Below are 23,829 nucleotides of genomic sequence, written 5' to 3'. Positions count from 1 at the left end.
AGTGATGAGGGGAGCGGCATTTTGCTAAGTTACAAAAATAGCTGGGTTAACCTTCGGTTCGACCTACTTTTCTTTCGGGAAAAGTAGGCAAAACCATTGTCATCCACAAAACCTGCTTACAGTTTATCTCTTATTCATTGTTTCGCAGAAACAGTAATAAAACGAATACCATGCAGGTTGTAGATGACATTCCTGCGTATCGAATGGTGATTAGTGTTGAGTTTGTTTATTTTCTTAAAACTGCGTGATTTGAATTTGTAAATCAAGCAAGAGGAGGTTGCGAAATTAGCTTGCTCAGCCATAACGCAGCATAAAAATTTCAATAGCGTGATTAATAATGTGCTGACATTCTGTTGGGGTGGGCACGGCACGTACACCGAGTAAAACTTCATGGTGACGTAAACCATGCAGTAAGGAAACGATCAATTCAGTTTGCGTTTTTGGTTCATCGGCCTGAATAAACTGCAATTCTACTGCTTGGCGAAAGAAGCTTTCCCACATCGCGCGAAGTTTGGCATGTGAGGCATTGTAAAACTGCAATGCCAACGGATTTTGCTCCGAGGCCAGTTCCATCAGCAAATGTTCTAATTTAATCGCTTCAGGCATATTGACCAAGTTCAAGGACAGTTTACAGGCTTGGTATAAGGCCTGCTTAAAATTGCTATGTGCAGTCAAGTCCAAAGGTTGTGCTTTGAGCAGACTTTCACAGGTTTCTTCAATGGCACAGGAAAATAGCGTGGCTTTGTCTTGAAAGTGGTTATACACCGTTAATTTGGTCACGCCTGCTTCACGTGCAATCTGATTCATACTAGAACCATGAAAGCCCAACTTTAAAAACAAATGTTTTGCCGACATTAAAATGCGTTGGCGTTTTTCTAAATCTTTTGGTCGTCCGACATGAATCTGCACATGCTCATCCTAATTTGCATCAGTACAACTGGAAAATGACGCTTCAGTTTTAATTAATGTACCCAGTGGTATATTAATTAAAAAATAATCAATTTAATATAGGGGTTTGCACGCACTTCATAAATGGCTTGCGCTGTAGGCTAAAACTGAGCAGATCAGGCATGAAACGCAGGGAATAGCGAGACTATTACCAAGTTTCATAACGCAATCTGAGAAAGTTTTAGCCACAGTCCTTTGGAACAAGCATATTTTTTACTGCTATTACGTTATGAGTCAGTTACTTAGAATGACTAAGTTTCCTGCCTCATGCCTTATATCAGCTAAAAATATGCGCTGTCGCAAACATAGACGAAGTGTCAGCAAACCCTACCGTATTCTGCCCTAAAAAAAACGTTTAAATAAGAGCAAACCTGATGAACACGACTCAGAATCTCATTGCCAGCCTGATGCTGCTGTGCTGTATCACCCTAATGGGATGCAGCAAGCAAAAAACCGAGGTTGAACAGGAAGTCCCTTTGGTGATGGTGACCCAGCCTAGCAGTTTACATCTTGAGCAAAAAAGCTATGCAGGCGAGGTGCAAGCTCGTCAGCAAACGGCTTTGGCATTTCGGGTTGCAGGGCAAGTTACACAGCGTTTTGCCGATGTGGGAGATCAGGTCAAAGTTGGGCAAGTCTTAGCAAAACTGGATGTGCAAGATGCAGCATTGCAGCTCAATGCCGCGCGTGCGCAACTGGAAAGTGCGCAATCTGCTGCAAAAATTGCTAGCGATGAGTTACAGCGTTTTCAGCAATTATTACCCATGAATGCCGTCAGTCGCTCGCAATATGATGCAGTCAAAAACCAATATCAACATGCTATGGCACAGTTGAAACAGGCACAGTCCAATTATGCAGTCAGCAGTAATCAAACCGACTATAACCAGTTACGTGCCACAAAAAATGGTGTGATTACTGAACGCAATATTGAAGTTGGGCAGGTTTTAGCGGCAGGGCAGGTCGCTTATCAATTGGCGATTGATGGGGAGCGTGAAGTCGTGATTGGCGTGCCTGAACAAGCGGTGGGTGAAATTCGAGTCGGGCAAGAGGCAACGGTAAGTTTATGGTCACAACCCGATACCCGTTTTGCAGGTACGGTTCGAGAAATTTCCCCTGCGGCAGATCAGTCGCGTACTTTTAAAGTCAAAGTGGCTTTACGTGAAGGCAATGCACAGATTCAATTGGGGCAAAGTGCGCGGGTATTTCTGACTCGCCAAGCCAATCAGGGTTTATATGTGCCTTTATCTAGCGTGTCGGCAACAGGGCAACAAGCTTTTGTTTTGGTCTTACAGCCAGACTCAACCGTGCGCCAAATTCCCGTTACCTTAGGCGCTTATGGACGTGACAGCGTGCCTGTACTGAGTGGCTTACAGCCGCAAGATTATGTGGTGATGGGTGGGGTGCATTTACTGCGTGATCGACAAAAAATCCGCCCAATTAACCGTGACAATCAAGCTGTACAGGCGGTCAATCCAACCGCTCAGGCAGCTCCTGCTGCTACACAGACGGAGCGTTAAAATATGAATTTTAACTTATCCGAATGGGCGTTAAAAAATAAGGGTTTAGTGGTCTATTTGATGCTGTTGTTGGGCATTGTTGGTATTTTTTCCTACTCTAAACTGGCACAAAGTGAAGATCCGCCGTTTACCTTTAAAGTGATGGTGATTCAAACCTATTGGCCAGGAGCGAGTGCCAAAGAGGTTTCCTTACAAGTCACTGACCGTATTGAAAAAGAATTGATGAGCACGGGCGATTATGAACGCATCATGGCCTATTCGCGTCCGGGCGAGTCCATGGTGACTTTTATTGCCAAAGATTCCATGCGTTCTAGCCAAATTCCAGATGTTTGGTACAAGGTGCGTAAAAAGGTCAATGATATTCGTCATGAACTGCCGCAAGGGGTGCAAGGCCCATTTTTTAATGATGAATTTGGCGACACTTTTGGCAATATTTATGTGCTGACAGGCGCAGACTATGACTACGCCACCCTCAAAGAATATGCCGACCGTTTGCAGCTACAATTACAGCGGGTCAAAGATGTTGCCAAAGTTAATTTGGTCGGTTTGCAAGATCAAAAAATTTGGATTGAGTTATCTAACACCAAAGCCGCGCAACTCGGTATTCCTGTTACCGCGATTCAGCAAGCCTTACAACAACAAAACAGCATGGCAAGCGCAGGTTTTTTTGAAACCCATTCAGACCGTATTCAGGTGCGTGTCAGCGGTGCGTTGCACAGTGTCGATGAGTTGAAACAAATGCCGCTGTTGGTGAATGGCACCACCATTCAACTGGGCGATGTTGCCGAAGTTTATCGTGGGTTTAGCGAACCTGCTCAACCGCGTATGCGCTTTATGGGTGAAAACGGCATTGGCATTGCGGTGTCGATGCGTAAAGGCGGTGATATTCTGGCTTTGGGTGAAAATCTGGAAACTGAATTTGCCCGTTTGCAAAAGACCTTGCCTTTGGGCATGCAACTGCAAAAAGTGTCTGATCAGCCTGTTGCGGTAAAACACAGCGTCAATGAATTTATGAAAGTGTTGGCTGAGGCGGTGATTATCGTGCTCTTGGTCAGCTTCTTTTCACTGGGTTTTCGCACAGGTTTGGTGGTGGCATTTTCCATTCCACTGGTCTTGGCGATGACTTTTGCAGGTATGCATTTGTTTGATGTCGGGCTGCATAAGATTTCACTCGGTGCGCTTATTCTAGCCCTCGGATTGTTGGTGGATGATGCCATTATCGCCATTGAAATGATGGCAATTAAGATGGAGCAGGGCTATAGCCGCTTGCAAGCCGCAGGTCATGCGTGGCGAACGACTGCTTTCCCTATGCTGACTGGGACATTGATTACCGCAGCAGGTTTTTTACCCATTGCCACAGCAGCCTCAAGTACAGGGGAATATACCCGTTCAATTTTCCAAGTGGTGACCATTGCTTTGGTGGTGTCATGGTTTGCTGCCGTGCTGTTTGTACCCTATCTGGGCGATAAATTATTGCCAGATTTTCAGCGTCATGCACAGCGAGCGCCGTGGTATCAACGTCTTTGGGCGCGTGTACGCAAACAAGCTGAACCGCAGCCTGTGCTACAGCACGCAGGTGAATTACACGACCCATATCAAACCCGCTTTTATCAAGTGTTTCGTGGATGGGTTAATACTTGTGTGCGCTATCGAAAAACCGTCATTGCAATCACAGTTGGCATATTTGTACTGTCAATTGCGATGTTTAAATTGGTACCACAGCAATTTTTCCCACCTTCCAATCGGGCAGAAATTTTAGTCGATTTAAAACTTGAAGAAGGTGCGTCTTTAACAGCCACAGAAGCAGCCGTTAAAAAAGTTGAAAATTTCTTGGCGCAACAACAAGGCATCGACAATTATGTAGCCTATGTTGGCACAGGTTCGCCGCGTTTCTATTTGCCTTTAGATCAGCAATTACCGCAGGCCAGTTTTGCCCAATTTGTGGTATTGGCATCGTCTTTAGAAGACCGCAATGAAATTCGCCGTAATTTATCTGAACAAATTCGCTTGTTATTGCCAGAGGTGCGTACTCGCGTGTCATTATTGGAAAATGGCCCACCAGTGGGTTATCCATTGCAATTCCGCGTGTCAGGAGAAGACTTGGCACAAGTGCGACAATGGGCACAGCAAGTCGCAGCCACCATCAGTGCCAATCCAAACAGTACCAATGTGCATTTAGATTGGGGTGAGCCGACCAAAGTCATTCAATTGCAGATTGATCAAGACCGTGCCCGTCAAATGGGAGTGTCGAGTCTGGATTTAGCTAACTTCCTTAATAGTTCTATCAGTGGCGCGGCTATTAACCAGTATCGTGAAAAACGTGAACTGATTGAAATCCGTTTACGTGGTGATCAAACCGAGCGCCTAGATGTCGCATCTTTAAGCAGTTTGGCTATACCGACTTCACGTGGAACATCGGTGCCGTTGGCGCAAATTGCACAAATTGAATACCGTTTTGAAGAAGGCTTAATTTGGCATCGTAACCGCTTGCCGACCATTACCGTACGTGGTGATATTCGTAGCAATTTGCAACCTGCAACGGTGGTGGCAGAACTGTCTGAACCGATGGCGGCCCTGCGTGAAAAGTTGCCAAGTGGCTATTTAATTGAAGTGGGTGGCACGGTTGAAGAATCGGCACGTGGGCAAAAGTCAGTCAATGCAGGCATGCCATTTTTCCTTGCCGTGGTGATGACTTTGTTGATGATTCAGCTGCGTAGCATGTCCCGTGCATTCATCGTGTTTTTAACTGCACCGCTCGGCATTATTGGCGTGGTATTGTTCCTGTTGCTGTTTAACAAACCCTTTGGTTTTGTGGCGATGCTTGGCACCATTGCCTTATCGGGCATGATCATGCGCAATTCTTTGATTTTAATTGATCAGATTGAGCAGGATATTCGGGCAGGAGAGTCGCAGTGGGATGCAATTATTAACGCCACGGTGCGCCGTTGTCGTCCAATTGTACTGACCGCTTTGGCGGCAGTATTGGCCATGATTCCACTTTCTCGCAGTATTTTCTTTGGCCCGATGGCTGTGGCAATTATGGGCGGATTAATTGTCGCGACCTTATTAACCCTGTTCTTTTTACCTGCATTATATGCCCAGTGGTTTAAAGTGAAAAAAAATCCACATAATCTGTAAAAGTGACATAATAACGGGTGCGAAACTTGGAAAATTTCAATATAGTAGCACCTTATATTTTTCAGCCTTTGCATACGTTACAGCATGCGCCAGATTAAAAAATAAAACACGGCACAGATGGGGTTTAATCACATTATGAAGCAAGATAACTTGTTAAAGTTTCGCCGTTCCGTCGCGATCTCTTACGTGTTTATGTTTTTTGCTTTATTTACTGTGGTGAGCGGCGCGTTAGCTTATTGGTATGCGCGTAAAGTGATTCTGGTCGATAGCACTGAAGTCTGGTTACAGGCGCAGGCTTTATGGGTCATGCGTAATGTGGTGATTTACAGTGTATTGGCATTGTTTGCTGCATTGTGGTTTATTCCATTGGCCTTCTTTCCTTGGGATGCCTTTTTATGGGTCAAAGCCTGCACCGTAGCAGGTGTGGTCTTTGCCGTGATTGCCTTCTTATTTTTAATCAATGCTTGGATTAAAGGGCTATCCAAATTTTTGAAAAATAAAGCTGTGTTCTAATGGCTTGAACTTCATCTAAAGCACTTCAGCTAAAATTTTTAGCAGTCTCCCCTTGTAAAACTCAGTTTGACCCCAATTTCAAACTTCAGTTAAGTTTTAAATAGAATTCCGTGAGGAGCATCGCCAGACATGGCTAAACGTGATTATTATGAGGTTTTGGGCGTCTCTAAAACCGCTAGTGATGATGAAATTAAAAAAGCCTACCGTAAGTTGGCGATGAAATATCATCCAGACCGTAACCCGGACAATCCTGAAGCTGAAGAGAAGTTTAAAGAAGCTTCAGAAGCGTATGAAGTTCTGTCAGACAGCGAAAAACGCAGCATGTACGACCGTATGGGCCATCAAGCCTTTGAAGGTGGTATGGGCGGTGGTGCTGGCGGCTTCGGTGGTTTCAGTGCGGAAGATATTTTCAGCCAGTTTGGGGATATTTTCGGTGGAGCCTTTGGTGGGGGGGGGCGTGGCCAGCAACGTCAACGCCGTGGTTCAGACTTACGCTATGTGATGGAATTGACGCTTGAAGAAGCAGTCAAAGGCGTTAAGAAAACCATCACCTTTACAGCACCTGCGCCATGTGAAGCTTGTGATGGTAAAGGCTCAGAAAATCCAAATGATGTTGAAACTTGTCCAACCTGTCATGGTGCGGGTCAAGTACGCATGCAGCAAGGTTTCTTCTCGGTACAGCAAACCTGTAGCACTTGTCGTGGTCAGGGCAAAATTATCAAGAACCCATGTAAAAAATGTCATGGTTCGGGTGTGTCAGATCGTCAGCAAACTCTTGAAGTGACCATTCCTGCAGGGGTGGACAACGGCGACCGCGTACGCTTAACAGGTAAAGGTGAAGCGATTCGTGATGGTCAATCGGGCGACCTATATGTAGAAGTGGTGGTGCGCGAGCATGAAATCTTCCAGCGTGATGGTGCCGACCTATATATGGATGTACCTGTCAGCATTGCCGATGCTGCTTTAGGTAAGGAAATTGAAATTCCGACTCTAGATGGTCGCGTGAGCCTGAAAGTACCTGAGGGAACACAAACGGGTAAATTGTTCCGTTTGCGTGGTAAAGGGGTAAAACCTGTGCGTACCAGTATGCAGGGCGATTTACTCTGCCGTATTGTGGTGGAAACACCTGTGAATTTAACGGCACGTCAGCGTGAATTGTTAAAAGAGTTGCAGACGACGATGGAAGGTGAGGGCAGTCAGTCATCACCAAAGAAAAAGTCTTTCTTTGATCGTTTGTTTGATTAAGGAAACCTAGGTTAGGTATGTCAAAGCACGACCTCATCTAAACTCAAAAATAAAGGCGATCTTAAGATCGCCTTTGTTATATCTGCTGTACGCTTATTCGACTTCAGGTACATCAATCTCTAAAACATCCACCATTTCAGTCGTTGCTGTTTTAACGACAGTTTGTGGTTGAACGGTTGCAACAACCACATTTTCCGTTGGTGCTGTTTCTTCTAGTTCAGGTGCATCGACTTCAACAGCATGAGGTTCTTGTAGCGTCACGCTAATACGGACTTTAGACAGGCTTTCAAGCGTATCACCTTCTTGAAGTGCAGGCTCTGCAAATACGGATGCTGTGCTCATGCCCAACAATAATGCCAATACAATTTTCTTCGAATGCATGTAAATCCCCTTTAATTTTTGCAGTTGTTATCATTCGTGCAGGCTAGTCTGCGCATACAAGTTTGCAAATTTGTGAAATTCACATAAAAAACAGCTTTTTGCTGCTAAATTTTTAATGGAAATCTCCTAAAAATTAGCCAGTATGATCTAAAGTCTGACTTACTCCCCCAAAGACAGTAATTTTCCGATAAAAATAAACCCAGAAACTTGCGCAGCAAACTTAGTCTGAGCAGCGAGTTTTGATATAGTAAGCACAATTTAGAATCTATTTTAGGAATATGCTATGTCAGCAACTCCACGCATTGGTGTATTAGGCGCAGGCGGTCGTATGGGACGCATCTTAATTCAGGCCGTTCAGGAAGCAGGCTATCAATTGGCTGCAGCAGTTGAACGCCCAGAAAGCAGCCTGTTGGGTGCAGATGCAGGGGAGTTGGCAGGCGTTGGCACATTGGGTGTAAAAGTAGTGGGTAGCCTAGAGCAAGTATTGGGTGACTGTGATGTCGTAATCGACTTTACGGCACCAGTTGCTACTGCACAGCACTTAAAGCTTTGTCGTGAAGCAGGCGTGGCGATTGTGATTGGCACCACAGGCATGAATGATGAACAAAAAGCACTCTTAGAAGAATCGGCTCAACAGACGCCTGTGGTATATGCCGCCAACTATTCAGTAGGGGTAAACGTATCTATTAAACTGCTGGAATTGGCAGCCAAAGTCTTTGGTGATAGTGTGGATATTGAAGTGATTGAAGCGCATCATCGTCATAAAGTCGATGCACCATCAGGCACGGCATTGATGATGGGCGAGGCCATTGCAGCAACCTTAGGTCGTGATTTAAAACAAGACGCTGTTTACTGCCGCGAAGGACACACAGGGCCACGTGAGCGTAAAAGTATTGGTTTCCAAACCATTCGTGGTGGCGACATTGTGGGTGAACATACTGCGATGTTTATTGCCGATGGCGAGCGTGTGGAAATTACCCACAAAGCCACCAACCGCATGAACTTTGCTGCAGGTGCCGTGCGTGCTGCAGCGTGGGTGGTGGGACGTGAAGCCCGTAAATACGACATGAAAGATGTACTAGGCTTTAACGATATTCAAGTTTAAATCGCCTCTGATGATAAAATAATAAAAACTGCTTGAACAAATCGTGATCTGCAGTTAAAACTAGGGTCTGATGTCATGGATGATGACGCATCAGACCCGATCTAAAACTAAAATAAGATGCACAAGATAATGAAAAAATCTCTGCTGATGCTTGGGTTAAGCACCTGTATTTGTACGGCCTCTGCACAAAATATTGAACATGCCAAACTGAGCATACATAAAAACAATATTAAAGTCTGGACCTTTCAACAGCAGTCTAGCCCTGTGTTTTTGTATAAGGCCGAAACCACCTTCAATGTACCTCTAGAAAAAGCTGCTGCCTTAATTTTAGATGTTGATCATGCCGTGAAATGGGTGCCTTATGTGGGCAGTGTCAAAGTTTTGTCGCGCGATGACCAAAAAGGTGAGTTCTTGCTGTATATGGTGCTGGATTTTCCTTTTCCACTAAAAGATCGTGATTTAGTGGTCAAAGGTAAAATGAGTAAAGATGCACAAGGTATTATCAGTATTCAAAATAAAGCCATTGAGGGGGGCTATCCCTTGAACCCAGATTATGTGCGTATTCAGAACTACGAAGGCGACTGGACCTTTCAGAAACTGGGTAATCACAAAGTCAAAGTCAGTACCTATGGCTACGCCAACCCTGAAGGCTCGATTCCTTTAAGTTTTGTGAATATGTTTGCGCAGCAGCAACCGTATCAAATGCTGCAAAAAATGAAAATTGAATTAAGCAAAAGCGGTAGTTATAAGGCGTTGCCTGAAATTTTGCGTTAAATGGTTGAGTTAATTAAAGGGCAGATTCAAGCGGCAAGTGCAACAGTATAAAAACCAGCCATAACTTCACTCGGTGTATACCAACCTAGTGTTTTTCTAGGATAATGGTTGAGTGCAAATTCTATCTGCTCTATTTGTTCGTTTGACACGTCATCAAACGATGATGATTTTGGCAGATATTGACGGATTAAATCATTCGTATTTTCATTTCTAGCTCGCTGAATAGACTTGTAAGGATCAGCAAAATATTTCTCTATGCCAGCATCAGTAATTCTTTTGTGTTCGGAAAAATCTTTGCCTTGATTGGCTGGCATAGCCGCAAGGTACTTGCGCATAGGGTATCGATTAGTATGGAAACAGACTTTTGCATAGATGTGTTGCAAGAAGCAATTGTGAAATATGGTTGTCCTGAAGTCTTTAATACAGACCAAGGCAGTCAGTTCACCAGTGATGCATTTATTGATGTATTGAAATCAAATGGCATTCAAATCAGTATGGATGGTAAATTTGCGCAGTATACTGCTCATAGATTGATAATGTGATGGTTGAACGATTATGGCGGAGCGTTAAATATGAAGAGATGTATCTCAAAGCTCATAGCAGTGTCACAGATGCGAAAAGCAATTGAGTGCATATTTTGAGTTTTATAATTTGAAACGACCTCATTCGAGTATAGCCAAAATGACACTAAATGAGTTTTACTATGATCAGCTACCCCAACAAAACAAGGTGGCTTAACTAGAGCGGAATATCACTTATAAATACGCTTTTAGTTGTTCAAACAAGTGGGACTGCCTCTCTACAATTAAACATCCTTCAAAAAAGGTAGAAATAGAAGATGTAAATTATTACGCTGACTGGGCTCAACGTATTTTAGAAAAGGGAAAATCAATCATACAAACTAAATACATCGTTACATATTGAATAGACAAAAACGAGTTACTTTTACTCAATTTTCTTTATAATTTTTTAGCATAACTAATGTTTTGGTCATTCGCTTATTATACATTTTCATTTAACATTCGTACTATTTTTACAACGTAACAAAACTAGAAACTTACTTTCCGAGGCAAATTATGTTAAAGCATTCACTTAAACTTACAGCGCTTGCGGCTGCAACTTCATTACTCCTGAGTGCGTGTGGGGGAAGCAGTAGTGGTGGCGGTTCTAATTCACCGGCACCGACGATCAAAGGTCTTGCAGTTGATGGACCATTAGCAGGCGCTACAGTTACTTTTGTAAACTGTAACAATGCTCAAGTAGAAACTGATAACGAGGGTAACTTCACTTTCCCACAAGGCTGTACATCAAGTGAATTAACCGTCACTGGCGGTATTGACACAGCGACTGATTTGCCTTTTACCGGCGAAATTAAAGCGCCACAACGTGCTCAAAATGAACAAAATCTGATCGTAGTTTCGCCAATTACTACACTCATTCAGGCAAGTATTGATGCAGGTGCTACCCCTGCTCAAGCAACTCAGCAAATTGCTGCCGCTTTGAATTTATCAGACGTAGATTTACTGTCTGCTGACCCGATGAAGAATCAGGAAGTCTATGCCAAAACAGTTGCAGTACAACAAATGGTCGAACAGATTCAAGCAGTTGTTGCTTCTCTAGGCGGTAGCACTACTCAAGCAGAGTTAAATAGAGCAGCATTTACTGCATTACAAGAAGCACTTTCCGATTCAGACGAAGACTTGACTAGCACAGCTACAATCACAGCTGCAATTTCAGCAACTGTAGAAGCCGTAAAAGATGATTTGTCATTAGATATTCAAAACAATTTAGCAAATGTACAGACTAACTTGGCAGCTTTAAGTGCGGAAGTTATTTCAAGCAATGTTCAATCTGTAGAAACAGCGATTCTAGATGTACCTGCTGCGACCTTCAATGCAGGTACTGATAGTATTAAAGATGAAACTAAAGCTGCAGTTACTGAAGCGAAAGAGTCTGTTGCTGCAGAAAAAATCGTCACTATCTTGGCACCTGTCCTGACTCAAGCACCTGCTCAAGTTGAAGATTCACTTAAAGCAATCAGTACAGCAGTTGCTAACCCTACTGCTCCAACATCTAATGATGCCATTGAGAGTGCAATTACGCAGATTGAAGATATTGTACCTGCCGGAACTATTGATTCTACAACAGTTACCGAAGCTGTTCAAAACGCCAATGAGTTCTATGCAGACTATTTAGAATTAAATGGCTTTAATGTACAAGGTACTGACCAAACGATTACATCACTTAATGCTTCACTCACTAACCCGATTCAAGTACAAAGTTTAAATAACCTTTTGGTGGGTATTACTTCTAACGGTACATATGCAACACCGGCTAGCCCAATTGTTGCTGCTGCGGCATTACACATTAGCACTGGCACTAAAACATTAACGATCTCTGCAGATCAGTTAAACCTTAAATTCAGTGCAGGTACATTAACTGAAGCAGTCATTCCAGCAGGTGCTAAAATTGATATCAATTCAACCCTGAACAGTGTAGCTACCACTAACTTCACAATTAACACCACTAAAGATGTACTCAGTAACGGTAAAATCGCACTAAATACAGCGACTTTAGGTTCATTGTCAGCATCTTTAGCAACCCAATTAAGCAGCTTAAAGTTAACTGGTGAAACAGTAACTGTTACTGCTGTTCTTAAAGCACCCCCTGTTTTTGCTATTACTAAAGCTGATGGCACTCCAGCCCTCGCATCCAAATATACTTTAGGTACAACTGATGGATCAGGTGTATCTGCTAAATTTAAAGTAACCCAATAAGCAAGAAAAAAGAGCTGCTGAGAAGCAGCTCTTTTTTATCATCTGGAAAAAAACATGAAAAAAATATCCACTATTCTGGGATTATTTTTAGGCAGTGTCTCTGTAAGCTATGCTGCCCCAAATGACCTGTATCTAAGTGCGAAAAACTTCAATTCACCTCATCATTCTGCTCTTGATCTCGATCTTGCCATCGATGCTGTGAATGACACAATTGATATCTTTGATATGCGTGAAAGTGAAGGCATTAGCGATAAATCCGCGGGTGATTACCAGGGTTTTCATCTATCTGGCCAATATGAGTTCAATCCTCAATGGTCCATTGAAGGAACTTACTGGCACCGTGAAATTGAATACAGTCAGGATACGAATGAAATTGAGAGTGCGTTATTGGCTGTGCGCTATAGCCCAGCACTCCCATTGAAAAAGAATGATGCTCTCAGTTTCCGTGCTAGCATCTGGGGTAACACGGCTGATACGCTATCGAAATCTACCCCGACACAGGTCAATCAGCAAGTATTTAATCAGGTTCAGGTGCATAATCCGGAAGACTTACAGCTACAACTTGATGCCATCTTCTCGCGTAAACTGGATCCGATGAATCAGCTGAATGCTTTTGCCAGTGTCGGTTATAGTAAAGTTAGAGTCAGTAATATTGATATCCAGGCCACACTCGCAGGCTGTTTAATGGATATTTCAGTTAATGGTAATAATCAATATTCAGGCCAGTTAGCTGCTCCTTGTTCCAATGAAAATATTACGGTCAATGATTTGTATAAACAGGGCAATGCCAATGAATTTGGTTTTGATATCGAGAAAGACCTAAGTTACGATGCCTATTATGCCAATCTCGGGGGGTCATGGAACTGGCGCTATCGTCAGTTCGAAAGCCAGCTGGCTTATCAATACCAGCGCTTGTGGCGTAACGATATCGATGATCGTGTGAGTAATTTTGGCAACTCCCCGATCAAGGACAATCATACTTTGGGTGCCAAATTCAGCTATGACTTTAGCCCGCACGTCACTGGGTTTATCGAAGGTCAGGTGTTCCAGCGCAATTTTGTTGGTGATATTCCCTTCCTCTATAATGGTGTTACCGCTTCACGTTTAGACAAACGTTATGGTTTAGCCTCAGTGGGGATCACCCTACACGGTTTCTAAACTGCCTTTATTGATAGGGGGTTATAGCCAGTCTGATTTTAAACAGAGGTGGTCCCACTTGTTTGAACAACTAAAAGCGTATTTATAAGTGATATTCCGCTCTAGTTAAGCTACCTTGTTTTGTTGGGGTAGCTGATCATAGTAAAACTCATTTGGTGTCCATTTGTATAAGAATATGCAACCGTGTAACCAAGATAGGTTTTTGAGTGGATTTTTGCAATGTGAGTTTTTGAGTATTGTTGTAAATTTCAAAAGAAAATTATTTACAATAGGTGAGTATTGCGGTGGTGGGCTGATTTCAGCCCACCGATCACTTCAGATTAATCATCATCCTTATTGGCTTTATAGGCATAAGCATAGTTATAGCCATAGCCATAACCGCCCGCTTCACGTTGAATATCATTTAAAATAAAGCCGTTGACTTTCACGCCAGTTTGTTCAAAGCGGTTGACAGTCAGTTCAAGCTCTTTTATTTGCGTCTTGGCATAACGTGCCACCACTAAATTCACACCTGCATATTGTGAAATAATAATCCCATCGGTGACGGAAAGAACTGGCGGTGTATCAATCAGAATATGGTCAAACTGGCTCGACAAGTGCGTGAGCATGTCTGCAAATTTTTGCGTACTCAACAACTCTGAAGGATTAGCAGGGCTTTTGCCGCGGCTTATGATGCTTAAATTTTCAACTTCAGTACTGCGTACAATGCTGCTTAACTCTTGCTGACCATTCAGGTATTCGGTTAAGCCAGGCTTTGGGTCGTAATTAAAGTATTTGTGCATATAACCACGACGTAAATCGGCATCAATCAATAATACGCGCTTATCACTTTGCGCCAAAATAGTCGCTAAGTTAGTTGAAATAAACGATTTACCCAATTCTGGTGCAGGGCCAGAAATCATAATGATATTGTTTTTGGCACTGCTTAAGGCAAAGTGAATGGCAGTACGCATGCTGCGCAGGCTTTCAATGGCAACATCATTACTATTTTTAACCGCAAGAATAGGAATATTCTTTTTCTTTTTCAGAATTTTAATAAGGCTTTCTTGCACAGGTGAATGTGGCACAGTGGCATAAACAGGTAAATCCAGTTCATTTTCAATTTGATTCGAGTCTTTAATACCTGAGCGCAACATGTTACGCAGTAAGGCCAATAATGTGCCCAGAAAACCACCCAAGAAAACGGACAAAATTAAAATTTGTAATTTCTTTGGTTTAATTGGCTCAATCGGCTCTACCGCAGTATCGACAATACGCACATTGCCAATTTCACCTGCTTTAGCAATCCGCAGTTGTTGGTAAGAGTTAAGCAAGCCTGTATACAGCTGTTGTTTGACTTCTACTTCACGGAACAGTTGTAAATATTGGCGTTGTAATTCTGGCAAGCGTTTAAGCGTGCCGTCTAACTCTGCAATGCGTTTGTTAATTGCCCCCAGTTGCGCATTCATTTGCTGCATGACAGGGTGTTCGTTGGTGTACTTGGCCGCAGCTTCAGCCACTTGTTGCTCTAACTGCGCTTTTTGGGTTTCCAAAGTAATACTTTGGGTTAAATATAACTCAGACTCTTTGGTCACATCGACTGTATTAAATTGTTGGCGGAAACGGTTAAATTCACGTTCTGCCACATCTAATTGTTGTTTCAGTTCTGGGAGTTGGTCTTCCAAAAACTTTAAGGTCTGTGCTGTTTCTGCACTACGACGCTCAATATTTTGTTGGCTATACGCTGCTAAAATGGCATTCAGTACTTGGGTAATGTGTTGTTTGTCTGACCCTTGGTAATTCAGCCCCAACACGCCTGTTAACTTGCCTTTTTCTGCTACTGAATAGTTGGCAGTTAAGCTTTTCATGGCAGCAGGAAGGCTTTGCTTTTGGATGTTATAGGCAGCGTTAAAGCTGTCTTGACTAAAAATTGCGACTTTCCACAGCCCAAATTCAGACTGTAATTGACTGACTTGGTTTAAAGGTGCAGAAAAAACCACCTGTTCGGTTGCTGCATCGGTTAGGCTGTATTTGCCTTGTGCAAATTTTAAAATTAAGTTTTTATCTTGAAAATATTGCGGGATATCGAACTGGCGAATATCAAAACTTTTTTGATTGTCTTTAAATAGCACTGACTGAGATGAATATTCACTGTCATATTCATGCTTGGCAATTAAACGATTCCAGAAACTGTCTTCTGTACCCGAAACGCGAATATTTAAATTTAGATGATCAATCACGTTACCCAACACCAAACGTGATTTTAAAATTTCAATTTCAGCTTGTGCAGGTGATTTCTGCTCAATCATATTGGACAGATCACCCAATAACGCTGCAGAGGCGCCTTTGCTGTCTTCGACCTGTACCAAAGCATCTACTGCATAGGTGTCTGGTGTGGTTCTTAAATACAATAAAGCGCAGACAATACTGAGTAGAACGCAAAGGGTAATCATTTTCCATTGTGCGATTAAGGAAAAAAACAATTCCTTTAAATCAATGGTATCTTCGGTGTTGGCGGTTTGGCTCATAGTTTAAATATCAAAAAAGTAGAATATTAAAAAAGTTGGAATATTAAAAATTAGATATATTTTTTCCAGTCCGCAATATAGGTTTGAATCAACGCACAGGTCTCATCAAATACGGCCTGATCGTGCTGATAGGGGTCGGCCACATTTTTACTTTGCCAGTGCCCCAGTCTAAAGGTTTTGCCTTTGGCAAATGGCCAAGTTTGTTCCACATGCTTTTGTTGATTTTGGCTCATCACCAAAATCAGGTCGGCTTTTTTAATTAAGTCTACATTGAGTTTTTTGGCTACGTGTGGACTCATGTCAATGCCGTGACGTTGCATACATAAACGGGCTTTGTCATCGGCTGCATGACCCACCAAGCCTGAAATACCCGCAGATTCAATCTGTAAGTGTGGGTACTGCTGTTTTAAAAAGTATTCTGCCATGGGGCTACGACAAATATTGCCAATACAAACCACCAAAATGTGATTAATTTTCATTAGTTCCCCAAACGATCTAGGTTATATAAAGCATTTGAGAATGGAATAATTTGGTTAACCACACGTTGCCAGCGAGCCAAGCCTGAAGCATCGACATAGACAATATCATTGCTGCGCATTTTAAACTGATTGGCCAAACCAAAGTCGGCTATGCTGGATAAATCCATGTGATAGACTTCGGTATGTGCTGCATTCGGCTGGCTACGGACCACATAAATTTTACTGCGACTGGCAGAGAGTGGGTTTAAGCCGAGGCTTTCACCCAATACATCGCTTAAGCTCATGCCTTGATCACGCATAGGTAAGGACTGGTTTTTACCCGATTCACCCATTACGTAAACTTTTTGATTTTCTCTGGCATTGACATAAATGGTATCGTCAGCCTGAATAAGTAGATTATGTAAAGAGTATCCTGCTCGCTCTAATTCAATGCTATTCAGTGTATAGCTACGTCCTTGACGAATCAATGTGATTGACGAATTGTCACCTTGTTGAGCATTAATTCCGCCTGCGATACCTATGGCTTTATATATACTAATGGGTTGATCTGTAAGGTGATACACACCACCATTTTCAATATTTCCTTGTACCGAGTAGCGTTGCCCTTGGTAAGATGAAACTCTCACAATCACGTCTGGTGTTTTTAAATAGCGTGCCAATTGACCGCGCAACTCACGATTCACTTGTGCTAAAGATTTCCCTGCCGCTTTATAACGCCCGATAATCGGAAATTGAATATAACCCTGTGAGTCAATCTGATAACCATTATTCGGATCAGAGTTGCTCCCAGAAATTTCAGGATATGCCCATAAATAGATAGAGAGAATATCGCCTGAACTTAAGGTGTATTGACGCTGTGGTGTATGGAATAAATGCGCATAGTCTTGTTGAATATTGTGAACTGCAGGCTGCACCGCTAGCATTGAGTCTTGGGTGAGTTTAATCACATTGACCGCTGTACCCAAGTCGGTGGTGTAAACCCCTTCGCGAGGTAAGTCGTAGGTTTGTAAACCAGAGGTGACAGCGCACCCCGTAGTGGCAATGCCACATGCCAATAAAATAGCCAGTTGAAAGTGTCGCACGCGAGATCCCATTATTAATTTTTTAAAATCGTTTTGGATAAATTGCTGTCATTTTACCGAACTTGTGAAAGAGGTATATAGCAATTTGTAACCATTTTGCATATTTGGCAGAATCTTAAAGTAGAAAAGAGAATTCTAAAAAAATTATGAAGTTATTCTAAATAGAAAAAGTGAATACTCACAAAAATTATACATTGCAATCTTTTTCACGTCATTTGAGCATAAATCTCAATAGAAATTTCATAATTTTCTGTTAGTATCCCTGCCGAAAGGTTCATTCTTCATAAAATACAGATATAAATTAAAGGCGCTAAAATGCTACAACTCTCTGAACTAAAAATTGCCGTTATTGGTTTAGGCTATGTCGGTTTACCTTTGGCAGTTGAATTCGGAAAAAAATTGCCAGTGGTGGGTTTTGATATTCAGCAAAAACGCATACAAGAATTACAAAGTGGAGAAGATCACACCTTAGAAGTGTCGCCAGAAGAACTTAAACAAGCGACACATTTAAGCTACTCAGCCAGTTTAGATGACTTACGCAGCTGCAATTTTTTTATTGTGACAGTGCCAACCCCAATTGATGAATTTAAACAACCTGATTTAACCCCACTTATTAAAGCCTCTACCAGTATTGGGAAAGTACTTAAAAAAGGCGATGTGGTGGTGTATGAGTCTACGGTATACCCAGGTGCAACTGAAGAGACCTGTATTCCTGTTCTGGAAAAAGTATCAGGGCTGAAGTTCAATCAAGACTTTTTTGCCGGTTATAGTCCGGAGCGAATTAACCCGGGCGATAAACTGCACCGCGTGACTAATATTCTGAAAATTACATCAGGTTCTACCCCTGAAGTCGCTGAATTTGTCGATCAGGTGTATAACCTGGTGATTGAGGCAGGTACGCATAAAGCGACTAGCATTAAAGTGGCTGAAGCGGCAAAAGTCATTGAAAATACCCAGCGTGATGTCAACATTGCCCTGATTAATGAACTGGCCGTGATTTTTAATAAAATGGGAATTGATACCGAAGCAGTATTAAAAGCTGCCGGTACGAAGTGGAACTTTTTACCATTTCGTCCAGGTTTAGTAGGTGGACACTGTATTGGGGTTGATCCTTACTATTTAACTCATAAAGCTCAATCTTTAGGATTACATCCTGAAATTATTTTAGCAGCACGTCGTTTAAATGACCGGATGGGGGAATATGTTGCGACACAGCTTATAAAAGAAATGGTAAATAAACGTATTCAGGTGGTAGGTTCAAAAATTTTAGTAATGGGTTTGAGTTTTAAAGAAAATTGTCCTGATGTAAGAAATACTAAGATAGTGGATATGGTTAATGCATTAAAGGAATATTCACTAAATATTGATATTTATGATCCATGGGTTAATGAATCTGAAGTCTTACACGAATATGGTTTAATGCCTATTAAAGATATCAAAAAACAAACATATGATGCGATTGTAATTGCCGTTTCTCATGATGAATTCCGTGAGTTGGGTATTGAAAAAATAAAGGAATTTGGTTGTGAAAATTGTGTGATTTATGATTTAAAATATAGTTTTGATAAGACAGCTACAACAATTAGGATTTAATAAGGTGTTTATAAGTGAAGATACTAATTGTAAGTGATCTTAAATATGTGGGCGGAACAGAAATTGCAAGTTCTATCACAGCAAACTCATTACGTAATTTAGGGTATGAAGTAGCTATTCTGGGAGCTGGGGGGCCAGTTTCTGAGCAACTTAAAGCAGATGGTTTTAAACATTTTTCATATGAAACTCATACTAAAAATCCACTAAAAATTTTTGTCACAATATTTATGCTTGCAAGAATATTAGTTTCAGAAAAAATTGACATTGTGCATTGTCAAATGGCAAGGCCTGTGCCATGGGTGTGGATTGCGAAACAATTAGTATGCTCGAAAGCTAAAATTTTTTGGACATGTAGAGGAATACATGAAAAGACTTATAAGAAAATTGTGCCTTTATTTAATAGAATGAGAGTCAGAGCTTTAGGTAATTGTAAACAAGAACAGCAAAAATTAATTAAGTATGGTTTTAAAGAAGATTTCACAGGTTATGCATACAATGCATATAGGCTTTCTCCAAGCTACACAAATATCTTGGAACCTGATTTAGAGCCTTTTATAGTAGGAACATTATCTGCCTTAAGACCTGAACGAAGGATTGATCTTTTTTTGGAGGTGGCAGCAAGAATTCTTGAAAAAAATATAAATAAAAAAAATGTACATTTTTTGATATGTGGGGATGGTCCAGAAAAAATAAAGCTAGAAGAATATGCAGAAAGATTAGGTATAAGTGATTATGTGACCTTTTTAGGTAGTTATTTGGATGTAGTTCCTTTTTTTAAAAAAATACATATTTGTGTGAGCTCAATTACTATGGAGGGAGATAGTGGTGCAGGTGTTTCTAACTCGATTGTTGAATCAATGGTTATGAAAGTACCCGTATGCGCATTTGATGCTTTAGCAATTAAAGAAATAGTGTTAGATAAAAAAACTGGACGTTTAATTGAAGCTGGGAATATTGAAGCTATGACTGATGCGATCTTAGAATTATGGGAACGGGCAGATTTAAGGAAGCAATACTCCGAAGCAGCTTTTGAACTAATAAAGCAAAATTGTGATCCTAAGTCGTATGGTGAAAAGTTAGTGACTTATTATAGAGATATGTAATATGCATGTTTTAATTATACCATCTTGGTATCCATTAAATGAATATGATCTCAATGGTTGTTTTTTTAGAGAGCAAGCTCTTGCAATGTCACGAGGAGGGGTGAAAGTAGGTGTGATTGCACCACAATTTCGCTCTTTAAGAGGGGGTAGGCAGGCTATATTTAATAGATATGGTAGAGAAATTTGGAAAGATCAAGATGTATGGATCTATCTTGAGCATAATATATTTTGGTTTCCTAAAATACCTTACATCGATTTAATAAGATGGACTAATGTAGCACTGAAACTTTTTACCCAATACATTAAAGATAATGGAAAGCCAGATTTAATTCATGTGCAGAGTGCTTTATTAGCAGGCCCTGCTGCATTAAAAATATTTAAAAAATATGGTATTCCTTATTGTGTAACAGAACATAGCACAACTTTTGGAAGGGGGTTAGTCAAACCATGGCAATTTCAATATTTAAAAAAAGTACAGAATAGTTCAAAGAAGTGTTTAGCTGTTAGTAAAGATTTCTCTAAAACTCTAGAAGTTAAATTGGGAAAGAGCTGGGAGTATTGCCCTAATTTATTAGATAATATTTTCGCTGAAGATTTTAGTCTAAATTTATTAAAAAATAAGAAAGACTTACAGTTTTGTGCAGTAGCACATTTACAGCCTAAAAAAGGGTTTGATATTTTAATTAAAGCATTTTCTAGGGTTGTGGAGTCTTACCCAGAGGCTTCATTACTGATAGGGGGAGATGGTCCTGAACGAGAAAAACTTGGGGTATTGATTAAAGAGCTAAATCTTGATGCTAATATTGAATTGTTAGGTGCACTCAATAGAATCCAAGTAAGGAACTTAATGCGTGATAGTAAATATTTTGTTTTAAGCAGTCATATAGAAACATTTGGTGTTGTTGTAATTGAAGCCTTGTCACAAGGTGCTGCAGTTGTAGCTACTAAATGTGGAGGGCCTGAGTCGATAGTCCAACCGGATGACGGAGTATTAGTGCCAGTTAATGATATTGAGAGTCTGAGTGCAGCAATGTTAAATATAATTAAGCAGAATAAAGATCCTATCTTAATTAGAAAAAACTGTGTAGAGAGATTTAGTGAGCCTGTATTTGTAAGTAGACTATTAAAACATTATAACGATACTATTAAATAGAGTTTTTATAATGCTTAAACTCGTTTCAGCAACCTTTGTTCGTCAGATATTGGCGGGATTATTGCAATTGGCATTTATTACATTTCTGGCTCGAATGATAGGTGCTGAGGGTATGGGAGTGTATAGTTTGGTAATTTTATTGCCAATAATATTATCTCAAATACTTACTTTAGGTCTGCAAAGCTCTAACATTTTATTTATAGGCACTGGAAAAACTAGTATAGCGGAGGTAATATTTGTAAATATATTTTATATAATCCTTGTAAGTATTATTTTTACTCTGCTGGGATTGTTTTTTTTAGAATATATTATGGAGTATTTTTTTTCAAGCATTGATAAGCTGCCTGTTTTAATTTCTTTATTAACCTTGAGTCCTTTATTGATTATAGCTATTGTTCCAAGTATATTTCAAGCGAACCAACAATTTAATACTTTTAATTTAATTACTCTTATTCAGCCAATATTAGGATTGATTTCATTATTAATTATAGAGCTAGGTGAAAGTAGTGTTAATTACGCTATGATTGCATATAGTTTGTCAAGTTGGTTGACTGCAATAATAATAGTTTCTATACTTATTAAAGGAAACAAAATAACTTTTAGTGTAAAAGCCTTGCAATTATATTGGAGTAGTAAATCTTATGGATTACAATCTCATTTAAGTAATGTAATTACTTTATTTAATTATAAAATTGCATTAATATTTTTAGGTTTTTTTTCAAATGCTTTAGCTGTAGGAATTTATACAGTTGCAACACAAATGATTGAAAAGCTATGGTTGCCTTCTCAGGCAGCGAGTTCAATTTTATTTCCAAAATTGACTCATGCTTTTAATGAGGACAATAATTTTGATGCTTCTCAATTAACTATTTTTGTTGCTAAAATTATATTAGTTATTACATCTTTTTTTGGTATTATTTTTATTTTATTATCTCATTGGATCTTTGTAAATTTATTTGGCCAAGATTTTAGTAAATCTGCTTTTATATGTTTAATTCTTTTACCTGGTATAATTGCTTGGGCTCCTTCGAGAGTAATTGCGCATGATATAGCAGCACGTGGTTATGCTAATATTAACCTACATAACTCATTTGTAATCTTATTTATTAATTTGATTTCTAACCTTATATTTATATATTTATTTGGACTTTTAGGCGCTGCTATTGCTACTTCAATTACTTATTTTATGGATTTAATTTTAAGGCTTTATCAATTTAATAAGTTGGTTGATTTTAATGCATTTACTAGGTTAATACCTAACTATAAGGATATTTTTATTTTGATTGATTTTGTTAAGGATTTTAAACGTGTGTAAAAAAAAGCATATTTTAATTATTGCTCCTTATATTACATTTCCAAATGAACCTGGCGCCAATCGTTTTATCGCTGTTGCTAAAAAATTGAGTCAAAAATATAGTGTAACTCTTGTCACGAGTAAATTTTGTCATATTTTAAAGTCTATTCGTGCTCAAAATCCATATATGCAAGAATTTAAAGTTATTTTGATTGATGAACCTGGTTATCAAAAAAATGTATCTTTTAAAAGATTGTTAAGTCATCATATTTTTTGTAAAAAATTTGAACAATTTCTGGCCTCATATAATGAGCCTATTGATCTTGTATATTCAGCTTATCCGCTAATAAAAACTAATTATATTTTAGGAAAATATAAAAAAAAATATGAATATAAATTAGTAATTGATGTACAGGATATATGGCCCGAAGCAATATCGGGACCAATTCCACTATTCTCAAATACAATAGCTCAAAAAATATTGGCACCTATAACTAAATATGCAAATGAAACCTATAGTCTGGCCGATGGTTTAGTCGCAGTTTCAAAAACATATTTAAAAAGAAGTGATGTCAAAAATCTTGACGATAATTTAAAAAAAGTCGTCTATATTGGTGCAGATAGTTTACATTTTGAAAACTATGAAAAAGAAAAAAAAGCACAGAAAATTATTGCAACATATATAGGAACAATGGCTGGTAGTTATGATCTTCAAACTGTCGTTAAAGCTGCAGCATTATGTCATGAATATATAGATATACAATTTATAGGTACAGGACCACACGAGAAAAATTTAGTAGATTTAAATAGAGAATGTGGGGGGTATGTAAGGTTTTTGGGCATTAAATCTTATAAAGAGGCAATGAAGCTTTTGGTTAGCTCAGATATTGCTATTAATCCAATTAAAGAATCAGCTCAACAATCTATCACTAATAAACGGCTTTGTTGCACAAAGATTTGAAATGCAAAGCGCCCCTAATTGAGCCAAATTTAAGGCGTAACTTGGGTAAGTGGTCGACCTAATTCCGTAAATCTGTTGAGGACTGCTACACGTGCATGAATTTC

18 protein-coding genes and 2 pseudogenes are annotated in these 23,829 nt (G+C 40.1%); 14 read left to right on the top strand and 6 right to left on the bottom strand.

What is annotated here, in order from left to right; genetic code table 11:
- Positions 1-294 precede the first annotated feature (294 nt).
- Positions 295-909, bottom strand: coding sequence for a TetR/AcrR family transcriptional regulator (locus FTT91_RS11890; protein WP_180169512.1), 615 nt, complete (start codon positions 907-909; stop codon positions 295-297).
- A gap of 413 nt (positions 910-1,322) precedes the next feature.
- Here FTT91_RS11890 and FTT91_RS11885 point away from each other — a divergent pair, with 413 nt between their 5' ends.
- The 4 genes from FTT91_RS11885 (at position 1,323) to dnaJ (ending at position 7,358) form a co-directional block, all read left to right on the top strand.
- Positions 1,323-2,462, top strand: a complete 1,140-nt coding sequence (locus FTT91_RS11885) for an efflux RND transporter periplasmic adaptor subunit (RefSeq protein WP_180169511.1) — start codon at positions 1,323-1,325, stop codon at positions 2,460-2,462.
- Between the two features lie 3 nt (positions 2,463-2,465).
- Positions 2,466-5,600, top strand: a complete 3,135-nt coding sequence (locus tag FTT91_RS11880; RefSeq protein ID WP_180169510.1) for an efflux RND transporter permease subunit — start codon at positions 2,466-2,468, stop codon at positions 5,598-5,600.
- Between the two features lie 135 nt (positions 5,601-5,735).
- Positions 5,736-6,113: a hypothetical protein gene (locus tag FTT91_RS11875; protein WP_180169509.1), complete on the top strand. Its 378-nt coding sequence runs from the start codon at positions 5,736-5,738 to the stop codon at positions 6,111-6,113.
- Between the two features lie 129 nt (positions 6,114-6,242).
- The gene (dnaJ, locus tag FTT91_RS11870) at positions 6,243-7,358 is read left to right on the top strand and encodes a molecular chaperone DnaJ (RefSeq protein WP_004970338.1); all 1,116 of its coding nucleotides are present in this window, start codon (positions 6,243-6,245) and stop codon (positions 7,356-7,358) included.
- A gap of 93 nt (positions 7,359-7,451) precedes the next feature.
- Here the strand turns inward: dnaJ and FTT91_RS11865 are convergent, their stop codons facing one another.
- Entirely contained in the window at positions 7,452-7,739 is a 288-nt protein-coding gene (locus tag FTT91_RS11865) for a hypothetical protein (protein WP_180169508.1), read from the bottom strand.
- A 283-nt stretch (positions 7,740-8,022) separates the two neighbouring features.
- On the opposite strand from FTT91_RS11865, the gene dapB reads away from it, so the two are divergent.
- Positions 8,023-8,844 carry a 4-hydroxy-tetrahydrodipicolinate reductase gene (dapB, locus tag FTT91_RS11860; protein WP_180169507.1) on the top strand — a complete coding sequence of 274 codons (822 nt, stop codon included), beginning with the start codon at positions 8,023-8,025 and terminating at the stop codon, positions 8,842-8,844.
- A gap of 129 nt (positions 8,845-8,973) precedes the next feature.
- On the top strand, positions 8,974-9,618 hold the full coding sequence (locus FTT91_RS11855; RefSeq protein WP_180169506.1) for an START domain-containing protein: 645 nt from the start codon (positions 8,974-8,976) through the stop codon (positions 9,616-9,618).
- Between the two features lie 26 nt (positions 9,619-9,644).
- On the opposite strand, the pseudogene FTT91_RS11850 reads toward FTT91_RS11855, so the two are convergent.
- Positions 9,645-9,923 (bottom strand): annotated as a pseudogene (locus FTT91_RS11850) (IS30 family transposase); the annotation flags it as partial.
- Here FTT91_RS11850 and FTT91_RS11845 point away from each other — a divergent pair.
- From FTT91_RS11845 to FTT91_RS11835, 3 genes and pseudogenes are all read left to right on the top strand, one after another.
- Positions 9,915-10,356: pseudogene (locus FTT91_RS11845) on the top strand (transposase); the annotation flags it as partial. The pseudogenes FTT91_RS11850 and FTT91_RS11845 sit on opposite strands and share 9 nt — an antisense overlap.
- Positions 10,357-10,694: 338 nt before the next feature.
- The gene (locus FTT91_RS11840; RefSeq protein ID WP_180169505.1) at positions 10,695-12,395 is read left to right on the top strand and encodes a hypothetical protein; all 1,701 of its coding nucleotides are present in this window, start codon (positions 10,695-10,697) and stop codon (positions 12,393-12,395) included.
- A gap of 54 nt (positions 12,396-12,449) precedes the next feature.
- Positions 12,450-13,553 carry a hypothetical protein gene (locus tag FTT91_RS11835; protein WP_180169504.1) on the top strand — a complete coding sequence of 368 codons (1,104 nt, stop codon included), beginning with the start codon at positions 12,450-12,452 and terminating at the stop codon, positions 13,551-13,553.
- A 320-nt stretch (positions 13,554-13,873) separates the two neighbouring features.
- Here the strand turns inward: FTT91_RS11835 and FTT91_RS11830 are convergent, their stop codons facing one another.
- Genes FTT91_RS11830 through FTT91_RS11820 form a run of 3 tightly spaced genes read right to left on the bottom strand, consistent with a single transcriptional unit; the run spans position 13,874 to position 17,621 of the window.
- Complete coding sequence (locus FTT91_RS11830; protein WP_180169503.1) at positions 13,874-16,060, bottom strand: polysaccharide biosynthesis tyrosine autokinase; 2,187 nt, start codon at positions 16,058-16,060, stop codon at positions 13,874-13,876.
- A 50-nt stretch (positions 16,061-16,110) separates the two neighbouring features.
- Positions 16,111-16,539: a low molecular weight protein-tyrosine-phosphatase gene (locus tag FTT91_RS11825; RefSeq protein ID WP_180169502.1), complete on the bottom strand. Its 429-nt coding sequence runs from the start codon at positions 16,537-16,539 to the stop codon at positions 16,111-16,113.
- Complete coding sequence (locus tag FTT91_RS11820; RefSeq protein WP_180169501.1) at positions 16,539-17,621, bottom strand: polysaccharide biosynthesis/export family protein; 1,083 nt, start codon at positions 17,619-17,621, stop codon at positions 16,539-16,541. The genes FTT91_RS11825 and FTT91_RS11820 overlap by 1 nt, the downstream gene beginning before the upstream one ends.
- Before the next feature lie 315 nt (positions 17,622-17,936).
- On the opposite strand from FTT91_RS11820, the gene tviB reads away from it, so the two are divergent.
- The 5 genes from tviB to FTT91_RS11795 are packed head-to-tail and all read left to right on the top strand — an operon-like array spanning position 17,937 to position 23,725.
- Entirely contained in the window at positions 17,937-19,214 is a 1,278-nt protein-coding gene (gene tviB / locus FTT91_RS11815) for a Vi polysaccharide biosynthesis UDP-N-acetylglucosamine C-6 dehydrogenase TviB (RefSeq protein ID WP_180169500.1), read from the top strand.
- Positions 19,215-19,228: 14 nt separating this feature from the next.
- Positions 19,229-20,317 (top strand): glycosyltransferase, encoded by a 1,089-nt coding sequence (locus FTT91_RS14910; protein WP_168405051.1) that lies wholly within the window; start codon positions 19,229-19,231, stop codon positions 20,315-20,317.
- Position 20,318: 1 nt separating this feature from the next.
- Entirely contained in the window at positions 20,319-21,470 is a 1,152-nt protein-coding gene (locus FTT91_RS11805; RefSeq protein WP_180169499.1) for a glycosyltransferase, read from the top strand.
- 10 nt (positions 21,471-21,480) lie between these two features.
- Complete coding sequence (locus FTT91_RS11800; protein WP_180169498.1) at positions 21,481-22,785, top strand: oligosaccharide flippase family protein; 1,305 nt, start codon at positions 21,481-21,483, stop codon at positions 22,783-22,785.
- Positions 22,778-23,725 carry a glycosyltransferase WbuB gene (locus FTT91_RS11795; protein ID WP_180169497.1) on the top strand — a complete coding sequence of 316 codons (948 nt, stop codon included), beginning with the start codon at positions 22,778-22,780 and terminating at the stop codon, positions 23,723-23,725. Before FTT91_RS11800 ends, FTT91_RS11795 begins: the two co-directional genes overlap by 8 nt.
- The last annotated feature ends 104 nt before the right edge of the window (positions 23,726-23,829 follow it).

This window comes from Acinetobacter sp. YH12021 (assembly GCF_013420145.1).
GTDB classification, from domain to species: domain Bacteria; phylum Pseudomonadota; class Gammaproteobacteria; order Pseudomonadales; family Moraxellaceae; genus Acinetobacter; species Acinetobacter towneri.
The sequence above is the reverse complement of the archived record's forward strand: the minus strand, read 5'-3'. Positions and strand labels throughout refer to the sequence as shown.

Excerpts from the sequence above, each read along its gene's own strand:
- FTT91_RS11805 (WP_180169499.1), top strand. The coding sequence starts at position 20,319 with ATGCATGTTTTAATTATACCATCTTGGTATCCATTAAATGAATATGAT.
- FTT91_RS11830 (WP_180169503.1), bottom strand. The coding sequence starts at position 16,060 with ATGAGCCAAACCGCCAACACCGAAGATACCATTGATTTAAAGGAATTG.
- FTT91_RS11855 (WP_180169506.1), top strand. The coding sequence starts at position 8,974 with ATGAAAAAATCTCTGCTGATGCTTGGGTTAAGCACCTGTATTTGTACG.
- FTT91_RS11875 (WP_180169509.1), top strand. The coding sequence starts at position 5,736 with ATGAAGCAAGATAACTTGTTAAAGTTTCGCCGTTCCGTCGCGATCTCT.
- FTT91_RS11800 (WP_180169498.1), top strand. The coding sequence starts at position 21,481 with ATGCTTAAACTCGTTTCAGCAACCTTTGTTCGTCAGATATTGGCGGGA.
- FTT91_RS11880 (WP_180169510.1), top strand. The coding sequence starts at position 2,466 with ATGAATTTTAACTTATCCGAATGGGCGTTAAAAAATAAGGGTTTAGTG.
- FTT91_RS11840 (WP_180169505.1), top strand. The coding sequence starts at position 10,695 with ATGTTAAAGCATTCACTTAAACTTACAGCGCTTGCGGCTGCAACTTCA.
- dnaJ (WP_004970338.1), top strand. The coding sequence starts at position 6,243 with ATGGCTAAACGTGATTATTATGAGGTTTTGGGCGTCTCTAAAACCGCT.
- FTT91_RS11885 (WP_180169511.1), top strand. The coding sequence starts at position 1,323 with ATGAACACGACTCAGAATCTCATTGCCAGCCTGATGCTGCTGTGCTGT.
- FTT91_RS11835 (WP_180169504.1), top strand. The coding sequence starts at position 12,450 with ATGAAAAAAATATCCACTATTCTGGGATTATTTTTAGGCAGTGTCTCT.
- FTT91_RS11865 (WP_180169508.1), bottom strand. The coding sequence starts at position 7,739 with ATGCATTCGAAGAAAATTGTATTGGCATTATTGTTGGGCATGAGCACA.
- tviB (WP_180169500.1), top strand. The coding sequence starts at position 17,937 with ATGCTACAACTCTCTGAACTAAAAATTGCCGTTATTGGTTTAGGCTAT.
- FTT91_RS11825 (WP_180169502.1), bottom strand. The coding sequence starts at position 16,539 with ATGAAAATTAATCACATTTTGGTGGTTTGTATTGGCAATATTTGTCGT.
- dapB (WP_180169507.1), top strand. The coding sequence starts at position 8,023 with ATGTCAGCAACTCCACGCATTGGTGTATTAGGCGCAGGCGGTCGTATG.